Here is an 8,369-nt window from a genome sequence, read left to right on the forward strand (position 1 = left end):
CGTCAGTTCTCCTCGCGGGTGAGGTCCGGTGTGCCTGCCGGGCCAGTGGGGCCAGTGGGGCCTGTCCCAGAGACCTCGGGGTCTTGAGGTTGGAATGGCCCGACTGCGGCGGTCTGATCGGCGCTCGCGGGGAGCCGCCAGACGGTGATCGCGGGAAAGCCGGTGCGAACGCTTGTCACCCCGGCGCGCTGACGGGCGCGTTTGAGGGTCCGTTCCGCGATGCCGCTGGTCTTCGCCGCTGCGGCGATCTCGGCATAGGCGGCCTGCCCCGAGTGGGCGGTGAGGTAGCCGATGATCCAGTCGGCTGTCTCGTCGGTCTGACCGGGTTCCGCGGGCGTACGTCCGTTCTCGGCGAGGATGTCGGCGACGGACCGGTCGCTCTCCCCGGTGAACTCCAGCACGCCGACGGAGGCCGGGCCTTCTTCGGTCGGTACCTCAGCGGTCCGCACCACGAAGCGCAAGGACGGCAGGTCGGCCCGACCCAAGTTGTTCTTGGCCTGGGACAGGACGCAAGCTCCTTCATCGTCTTGGGGGTCTTGAGCGACGGCGACGACAGCTCGGGACACGGCGGAGAAGGCGCGCGACCCGGTGATCAGGTTGAGGGCGTCGGTGCTGCTGGACTTGTTGAAGTGGGCCAGCCCGATCACCGCACAGTCGGTGCTGTCGGCGAGCTGGACGAGCGGCTCCAGCGCGGTGCGGAGCTCTCGGTCCTTGTGGGTGTCGATGCCGGAGGCGATCAGCGACAGGAGCGGGTCGGCGGCCAGCAGCGCCACGCCCATGTCGCGGATCTGCTCAGCGAGGCCATCGCAGTCGCGAGGCAGGCTGAGGTGTCCGGTATTTCCCGCGTGCTCGACCTCGGCGCGGTAGACGAGATCGAGATCAGCACCGGCGGCGTACAAGCGGGGCGCGATGGTGTGCGCCCAAGAATCCTCGGACGCGGCGTAGATGACCGGGCGTGGCGTCCCTTGGTGGAAGCCGGGGAGCGCTCCCCTCGTGATCTGCGCGGCCATCCAGCAGAGCAGCAGCGACTTGCCGATGCCCTCGCGTCCTGGGATGACGGTGAGCGAGCCGATCGGGACACGGCTCTCCCAGAGCCAGCGGGCGGGCCGCATCCGGATCTCGGAGGCCCGCGTCAGCTTCACCTTCCGCCCGTTCGGGGGCTGCGGCTCATTGACCATCGCCGGATCGGCGGCCAGAGCCGGGAACGGGAGCAGGCGCGCAGGGCTGTCGATGGTCGGGGCGAAGGACGGGTGGCAGACCGGGCATCGCTCGATCGGCTTCCCGTCAGCGTCCTCGATCCAGCCCTGCGGATTGCAGATGCCGCATCCAGCGGTCGTGAACGACGCCAGCTTGGTCCGGCTGGTCTTCCTGCTCACGATCGCTCCTGGTGAGCGAGATCGAAAGCGGGCAGGGGGTAGGTCATGATGGTGGTACTCCTTCTGCGCCCCTTTCGGGGCTGGTCGGTTCGGAGGGGCGGCCCTGGTGCGCGGGCTTGGTCGTGCGTGGCACCAGGGCCGCGCAAAACTGCGACAGCGGAGCGGGATACCTCTCGGATCTCCCGCCCGACTGTCCAGCCCTGACTCGGGTCAGGTGCTGTTGATGGGTGGAGGCCCTACGGCCGGCGGCTTGTGACACGGTCACCACGAAGCTCGTCGGCCTGGGATGTCCCGTGTCTCATGTCCCAGCGGGGATGTGTCCTTACGCGCAGGTCAGCGCGGGTGGGCGGTGTGGGACGGGACATCCGTTGAGGGAGCTGGGGTGGTGGGGGTGAGGTGCCAGCGGCGGTCGTGGTTGTGCAGGAGTCCGCGCTGCCGGAGGTCGTTCAGATAGCGATAGAGGGTCGATGCCGGAAGCCCGGTTCCCTCCAGGAGCTCGGTGCGGGTCAGACCCTCGTCCGCGTCGGCGAGCGCATCGAGGACGGCCTGAGCGGCGGGCTCTACGGCCGATTCGTGGTCGAGTCCGGCCGGCTGGACGAGTTCTCCGTTCACGACCTTGCCGAGCGGAGTCCGCGGTTCGGGGATCGGCGCGTTGAGGGCGGTGAAGAGCGCTTCCATCGCGGCGGGTTCGAGCTGGGCGGCGTTGGGCGCGTACCGGGCGGCGGCTTGGGCGATGTGGTCGTCGTCGAGCCAGTAGGTGCGGGCGGGTTTCGGGGTCTTGGCGCCGCGTGCTCGCAGGTAGAAGGAGCCTTGGCGGGTGTCGTCGATCTCGTGGGCACGCCAGGTCTTGGACATGCCGTCGCCGAGGACGACGTCGACGTGCTTGCTGCGCTCCAGTGCGTACACCAGCTTGTTGCCGCACTGGCCGCGCAGGATCGAGGAGACGACCTCAGCGAGCGGGTACTGCGTCGCGATGATCAGGTAGACGCCCAGTGCCCGGCCTCGGGCGGCGATGTCCTCCAGCAGCAGCGTCGCCTGCTCGCGGGTCTTAGTGTCGCTGACCTTGGTGAGGGCGGCGAGCTCGTCGATCGGAATCCCCAGGTAGGGGCCGTCTGAGGTGGCGGTCCATTTGCGCTTGCCCTGCCGTTTCAGGGCGGCGCCGCGTACGTCCATGACCGCGACGACGCCGCGTAGCAGGTTCACGGCCTGGTCGGGGGTCATAGCGGTGGCGATGAACGTGTCGGTCCACGGGCCGAGTTCGAGGCCGTACTTCAAGTCCGCACCGGCCAGCGCCCACCCGGCGGCGACGAGGTTATGGATGATGACGTTCAGGCCACCGGACTTCCCCGAGTCCGACATCCCGCGATGAGGGTGTGGTGGACGCGCAGCAGCGCGGGCGTCCCGTCCTCGAACGGTCCCAGGTCGATCGGGTCCGTCTGGGCCGTCATGGACGGTCCGGGGAACACGATGGTCTTGCGGTGCGGGTCGGCGAGCATGACCCTGATCCGCACCCGGCGGGCGTGGGCGTGGTCTTCTTCGACGCGGGCGGTGCGGGGGCCAGCGTCGAGCGCGGACTCCAGCCGCCGCAGATTCCCGGTCAGGTCCTCGGCGGTGGAGCCGTGCCGCAGGACCACGGTGAAGGTCATCGAGTAGCCGTCCGCCGCGATTGCCTGGAGCCGGGATCCGGGGACCTTCGCGGCCAGAGCGACGGCTTCCCAGTCACGGACCAGAGTGGTTGCGCGGCGGATTGCCCGCTGCCGCTCGGGCTTGCCCATGCTGGCCAGCGTCACCGCGACCTTCCCGCGCACCGCTCGCCACCGCCACCACGGAACCGCCAATACACCGGTCAGGGCAAGATGGCAGGCAAAGGCTTGCCCGCCCGGTCCGACCACGGCGACCGCCGTCGTCCACGCGACCGCGGCCGTCCCCACGGCGGCGGCGTAGCGGCGGTGGGACGGACGGTCCAGACGCAGCCGGTCCGCGTTGCGGAAGATCAGCCCGACCGCGAGGACCACAACGGGGACGACGGTCCAGACCCGGTCCGGGTGTCGGGAGACCTGGACGGCGACTGTCCACAGCACGAGGGCGATCGCGAACGGCGCCAGCTCCACCCGGTACCGCCAGGCCACCCGAGCGATCTCGCGGTGGACGGGCGTCCGGGACCTGGTCCGGCGAGCGGGGACCGTCCGCGCCCGTCCCGGACCGGCCTTCAGATAGACAGTCGTCGTCCGTCCGCTCATCGGACGACCTCCAGCCCCTGACCTGCATGGGCAACACCTTGCCCCGCGTCGTGACCGACCAGGGCAAGAGGTTGCCCACCATCGCGAGCAGGACGGACAACAGCTTGCCCCCGCAGGTCAGCACCCTCTGTACGGATGGTCTTGACCAGCTTCAACGCGGTCGTCTTGCCGACCTTCATGGCGCGGGCCAGGTTCTCCGCCGAGATCGGCCGTCCCCGGCTTGCCCGGTGCTCGGCGTCCAACAGACGTGCCTGGGCAAGCTGCTCCTGGAACTGCGCAACTCTGGCCCGCTCTTTACTCTGGTCCTCGACGGTGTCGGCAACGTTCGCGGTGCCGCTGGACCCGGACCGGTCCGGGTCTTCCGCCGCGTCCGAGCCCACTTCATCCAGCTCGTCCGCCGCTCTCGACGGGATCGCGGACGGTCCGGGGACGGGCGGACGGGAGACGGACGGTCCGGGGACAGCGGGACCGGTCCGGGCCTCGTCCGGCGTCTGGTCCGTTTCGAGGGACGGGGTGTCGGTGAGGGCGCGGCCGGCGCGGACCACCCACATCGTCAGCTCGTAGGAGATCACCAGCGCGATGGCGGGCCAGGCCGCGATCGCGGCGGCCAACGGACCGTGTTCCATACCCTGGAGGACGTTCGCGGCCAGGGTCGCGGCGATCCCCGCGACCAGAGCCGTCCGCGACAGCCATCCGGTCTTGAGGTCGTAGCGGGCCGACCAGAGCATCGCCATCGACGAGGCGTAGATCATCCCGTCGATCGTCAACGGGATCAGGTGGATCGCGGGATCCTGCTCGGCGCCGTAGCGGCGCACGACCTCGACCGCGTGCCAGTACGACACCCACCCGGCCACCACCGCGACCGCCACCACCGTGACCGTCATCGACACCCGGATCGCCCGATCGCCCCACGACCGACCGCCAGAGCTCATCCTCAGCTTCATCGGGTGGTCACCGCCATCCGGCGGCCGTTCGCAGCGGCCAGCGCCTCCAGCACCAACCCCAGGTTGACCTCGTCCAGGCCACCGACGACCTCACGAAGATCCACTGGGACACCTTCGGCAATGCCCACCGCGATCCGCAGCATCGCCGCCTCACTGCTGGTGCAGGCCAACCGTCCGGCCTTCACAGCGGTCACGGCGGCCTTCCACTTCACCCACGCCATCGGGGACTCCCCCACGTAGATGGGGTTGGTCTCGACCTCGACGTATCGAGCGAAGTCGCTTCGCGTAAGCCACGTCCGGTGGCCGATCAACAAGTCAACGGCGGCTGAGGCGGTCAGCAGGCCATCAGCAGCACGGCGGAGCATCGCCGCAAGTTCAACGAAACCGTAGGGAGGCATTTCTTCTCATTTCAGGAGCAGGACGAGAACGAGGACAGCCGTGATGGCGATGGCGGCTCGGCCGCGGGAGCTGGTGGCCCACAGCAGCACGATCAGGACTGCCCGGAGGGGGATCATCAGGTCCGCGAACCGCCGGTCCTGCTCGGATTCGGAGTGCGGTCGGAGCCGCACCCAATCCGGCTGAACCTCGACCATCGGCGGGGTGCCGTAGCCGTGAGGAACCCATCCGCCGGCATGACCGTCATCCAGCCCGCGAGGCGGTGCATCGACTTGCTCTCGGGGTTTCCAGCGCGGAATCAGCGCCATGCGGCCCCACCCCCATCGGCCCCGAGTACCGACAGCACTGCGGCATCGAGCGCATGGACCAGGACGACCGCGACGAGCGCGGTCCTTCCGATCACCGCCACCGACATTTCGCCGATCGTCCGCACCAGGGCACAGCGCCGAGAAGAGATCACGTCCGTGATAGGCATCAGAAGGGTCGCGAATGAGACAGCTATGATCCCCACGATTCGCAGCACCTGCCCGACCAGCAGCAGTGCGACGGCCGCCACAGCCCGCTCACCGGGAAGTGCTGCCAGCATCCGCGCCAGTTCCAGCCGCTCGAACTCCCTGCTCATCGTGCGACCTCGACCATCGCCGTGAGCCTGGCGGCCATACCGAGCTTCGCCAGCTCGGACGCGGTGTAGCCCGCCCAGACGCCATGGGTCGGCCGGATCCGTAGCGCGTAGTCCAGGCACCCGGCCCACACCGGGCATTCCTCGCACACAGCCTTCGCAGCGTCCTCGCGGGCCTCGCGCTCGGCCCGCGGTTCGGTCTCGAACAGGTCCGGCCCGGTGTGCAGCTCCGGGTCGAAGCGGCAACCCGACTTTTCGGCCAGGCCGGCGGGCAAGTCGAACAGGTTCCTCTCGCTCATCGAGAGCGTCATGCGGTTCTCCAGCAGGTCGGTTCGGTGGCGATCCGGACGGGCGGGCTTGGTCGTGCGTGCCGTCCAGATCAACCCGCAGCATGTGTGCTGCTCGCTAGTTATAGAACATGTATACATCGAGGCCTGTCAAGACCATAGCGATCATGAGTTTCCGGGCGAACGCACTGACTTTCAGCGGAGCGTGTCCAGAAAGGAAGGCTCGCCTCAGGGACGCGGAAGCACCCGTCGCCCTCGACCAGGCAGATTCTCGATCAGACCCTCGGCTTCGAGTGCCGCAAAAGCGCGGCTCACCGTGATGCGAGCGACGCCGTACTCGGCGGCAAGGGTCGGTTCACCAGGAAGGACGCTACCGACCTCGATCTCTCCGCTGGAGATGGCCTGTCGAAGGCGTTCAGCGACCGCGAGAGTCTTGTTGGACTCGCCCGCCAGATCTCCGGCGAACCAGCCTTTGCTCTGAACAGCTGCGATCAACTTCTCGGCTTCGAGGACGGCCAACGCCTTCCGGACAGTCCCGGTCGAGACCCCGAACCGCTCCGCGAGGTCGTCGACCGGCTCAAGCCGCTCCCCCGCCGGGGGTTTACCCGTCGCAAGCTCGCGGCGAATAGAGTCCGCGACTCTCTCGTACTTCTTGTCCGTCCGGGCGCGACCGAGATCGACCTCCGACGAGACGAATCGACCGCGACCTTGTTTCGCTTCGATCAACCCGTCGTCTTCAAGCTGGACCAGCGCCCGCCGGACAGTGGTTCGAGACACCCGGTATTCATCCGCGAGAACCGACTCCGAGGGAACCGCGCTACCCGGCGCGAGCTCACCCGTGTCGATCTTTCTGCGGACCTCGGCAGCGATCTCGTGGAACCCGATTCTCGGCACGATGCTCGCCACTCCTGTCGCTGGTCAAAAGCGTCTGGTCAAACACACATCGTACGCAAGATCAAGTCGCGGAGACTGCCGAGCCCTTAGCCGGGGCCGCCCTCTCCGTTGCCTGAGCGGGAGAGGGCGGTCTTTCGTCAGCGAGTGGCGCGTAGTCAGCCGTTGGCCTACTCGATCCCTTGGCCGCCCTGCTCACGGACCATCCGAGACGTCCTGGACGTGGTCCTGAGCGCGGGTCTCAGTTGAAGGATCTGGAGCTGGCTTCGTGCGTCGTTGAGGCGTCCCAACGCATCGGAGGCGCGATGATGAGCAACCTGTGCGACCTCGATCAACTCCATCACACGGAGGATCTGACGCAGGAGGGCGAGTTGGTCAGAGGTCGGGTGCCCACGGCGGGCGACTGTTGCGGACGCCCGAGCAATCTTGCGGAAGTCATTGGGCATGGACCGTGGACGTGGCGCCCGCTCTTCGTGGCGTGGCCTTGCCAGGTCTGCCAACGCCTCAGCCGCAGCGGCGAGAGCTCCCGGATAATCATGTTCCACCCGGATCGACCACAACGCGAGGACGCCGGCGACGTCGCCCGCGATCACGCGCCAGGCCTCGTCGTCGATCGGCACGTTCCGTAGCCTCTCAACCAAGTCCGCGGCCTCCTCGGAGACCGACCACCACGCCCTCACGGTCAGAGGATCCGGAACCCGCTGTTCCGAAGGCCTCGCCCATACGTCCGCGGCATCAGACCCACTCACCCATCTGAAGCGTTCGCGCAGCCGCGGAAGGCTGAGCTCGCGATCGAGGTTCCCCCCGCCGAACCAGAGCCGTTCCTCGGGTCCTTGACCGCTGCGCGCGACCGAATAACCGACCACGACGTCGGACCGCTCGGGCGGATCTCCGAACTTCGGCCGGACGTCCACACCCGCGCCCCTCAAGGAGCGCACGAAATCCGGCTCATCCTGGGCCATCACCGCGACACCGGAAACGACGCGGGCCAGCCACCGCCGGTCGGGCTCTTTCCCCTCCCCGCCAGCGCGTTCCCACTCCGCGCGACTCACACCTCGCCGGGCCGATCTCCCGCGTCCTTCGACGACGCTCAGCTCGAACTTCTCTTCCAGCTCCGCGCACAGCCTCTGGAGTTTGGTGCGATCGTGGCCCGTCCTCGCCACCCTGCCGTTCTCCCGCACGAGGTTCACCGCGAGGTGAATGTGCTCGTTCCCTCCGACTGATTTGCCGTGATGCACCGCGATCCAGCGGCAGGGGGAGTTGACGCCGTCGTCGAAGCCGAGCACGTTCATCGCGGCCTTCGCCACCTCCTCCCACTCCGCGTCGTTGAGCTTCCGCTCATCCGTCGAGTCACCGGGAGGCAGGGAAATCGAGCAGTGCCATACGTGCCCGCTCGGGACCTCCTTCCCGAGTAGCTTCCGATGCGCGTCCATCTCCCGCCCGAGCTGCTGGATCTCCTCCGACTGCGTCCGATAGTCGAGTCTCAGACCGGCCTCGGCGAACGCGAGGTGTTCAGCACCAGTGACCCTTTTTCATCCGTCTGAGCGGGCGCTGATCACGACGTGATCGCGGTTCGGGTGTTCGGTCGGTGGCGCGAGGAAACCCCTGGTAGACGG

The 8,369-nt window shown here is 68.0% G+C and carries 10 protein-coding genes; all 10 read right to left on the reverse strand.

Features of this window, described 5'->3' with window-relative positions; translation table 11 throughout:
• Positions 1–2 precede the first annotated feature (2 nt).
• The 10 genes from ABD785_RS36695 to ABD785_RS36740 all read right to left on the reverse strand — a co-directional run bounded on the left by ABD785_RS36695 (position 3) and on the right by ABD785_RS36740 (position 8,240).
• Positions 3–1,376 carry an AAA family ATPase gene (locus ABD785_RS36695; RefSeq protein WP_344838076.1) on the reverse strand — a complete coding sequence of 458 codons (1,374 nt, stop codon included), beginning with the start codon at positions 1,374–1,376 and terminating at the stop codon, positions 3–5.
• A 333-nt stretch (positions 1,377–1,709) separates the two neighbouring features.
• Positions 1,710–2,735: a helix-turn-helix domain-containing protein gene (locus ABD785_RS36700; RefSeq protein ID WP_344838078.1), complete on the reverse strand. Its 1,026-nt coding sequence runs from the start codon at positions 2,733–2,735 to the stop codon at positions 1,710–1,712.
• The gene (locus ABD785_RS36705; RefSeq protein WP_344838081.1) at positions 2,705–3,616 is read right to left on the reverse strand and encodes a hypothetical protein; all 912 of its coding nucleotides are present in this window, start codon (positions 3,614–3,616) and stop codon (positions 2,705–2,707) included. The genes ABD785_RS36700 and ABD785_RS36705 overlap by 31 nt, the downstream gene beginning before the upstream one ends.
• Positions 3,613–4,560 carry a DUF2637 domain-containing protein gene (locus tag ABD785_RS36710; RefSeq protein ID WP_344838083.1) on the reverse strand — a complete coding sequence of 316 codons (948 nt, stop codon included), beginning with the start codon at positions 4,558–4,560 and terminating at the stop codon, positions 3,613–3,615. The genes ABD785_RS36705 and ABD785_RS36710 overlap by 4 nt, the downstream gene beginning before the upstream one ends.
• Entirely contained in the window at positions 4,557–4,958 is a 402-nt protein-coding gene (locus tag ABD785_RS36715) for a hypothetical protein (protein WP_344838085.1), read from the reverse strand. Before ABD785_RS36715 ends, ABD785_RS36710 begins: the two co-directional genes overlap by 4 nt.
• 6 nt (positions 4,959–4,964) lie before the next feature.
• Entirely contained in the window at positions 4,965–5,264 is a 300-nt protein-coding gene (locus ABD785_RS36720; protein WP_344838088.1) for a hypothetical protein, read from the reverse strand.
• Complete coding sequence (locus ABD785_RS36725) at positions 5,255–5,578, reverse strand: hypothetical protein (protein WP_344838091.1); 324 nt, start codon at positions 5,576–5,578, stop codon at positions 5,255–5,257. The genes ABD785_RS36720 and ABD785_RS36725 overlap by 10 nt, the downstream gene beginning before the upstream one ends.
• Positions 5,575–5,886 (reverse strand): WhiB family transcriptional regulator, encoded by a 312-nt coding sequence (locus ABD785_RS36730; RefSeq protein WP_344838094.1) that lies wholly within the window; start codon positions 5,884–5,886, stop codon positions 5,575–5,577. The genes ABD785_RS36725 and ABD785_RS36730 overlap by 4 nt, the downstream gene beginning before the upstream one ends.
• 204 nt (positions 5,887–6,090) lie before the next feature.
• Positions 6,091–6,756, reverse strand: coding sequence for a GntR family transcriptional regulator (locus ABD785_RS36735; RefSeq protein WP_344838097.1), 666 nt, complete (start codon positions 6,754–6,756; stop codon positions 6,091–6,093).
• 167 nt (positions 6,757–6,923) lie between these two features.
• Positions 6,924–8,240: a relaxase/mobilization nuclease domain-containing protein gene (locus tag ABD785_RS36740; RefSeq protein ID WP_425547866.1), complete on the reverse strand. Its 1,317-nt coding sequence runs from the start codon at positions 8,238–8,240 to the stop codon at positions 6,924–6,926.
• Positions 8,241–8,369: the final 129 nt, after the last annotated feature.

The sequence above is a fragment of the Actinocorallia longicatena genome (assembly GCF_039534125.1).
Classification (GTDB): Bacteria; Actinomycetota; Actinomycetes; order Streptosporangiales; family Streptosporangiaceae; genus Actinocorallia; species Actinocorallia longicatena.

Coding starts and splice junctions, on each gene's coding strand:
- ABD785_RS36700 (WP_344838078.1), bottom strand. CDS start 2,735: ATGTCGGACTCGGGGAAGTCCGGTGGCCTGAACGTCATCATCCATAAC.
- ABD785_RS36705 (WP_344838081.1), bottom strand. CDS start 3,616: ATGAGCGGACGGACGACGACTGTCTATCTGAAGGCCGGTCCGGGACGG.
- ABD785_RS36710 (WP_344838083.1), bottom strand. CDS start 4,560: ATGAAGCTGAGGATGAGCTCTGGCGGTCGGTCGTGGGGCGATCGGGCG.
- ABD785_RS36715 (WP_344838085.1), bottom strand. CDS start 4,958: ATGCCTCCCTACGGTTTCGTTGAACTTGCGGCGATGCTCCGCCGTGCT.
- ABD785_RS36720 (WP_344838088.1), bottom strand. CDS start 5,264: ATGGCGCTGATTCCGCGCTGGAAACCCCGAGAGCAAGTCGATGCACCG.
- ABD785_RS36725 (WP_344838091.1), bottom strand. CDS start 5,578: ATGAGCAGGGAGTTCGAGCGGCTGGAACTGGCGCGGATGCTGGCAGCA.
- ABD785_RS36730 (WP_344838094.1), bottom strand. CDS start 5,886: ATGACGCTCTCGATGAGCGAGAGGAACCTGTTCGACTTGCCCGCCGGC.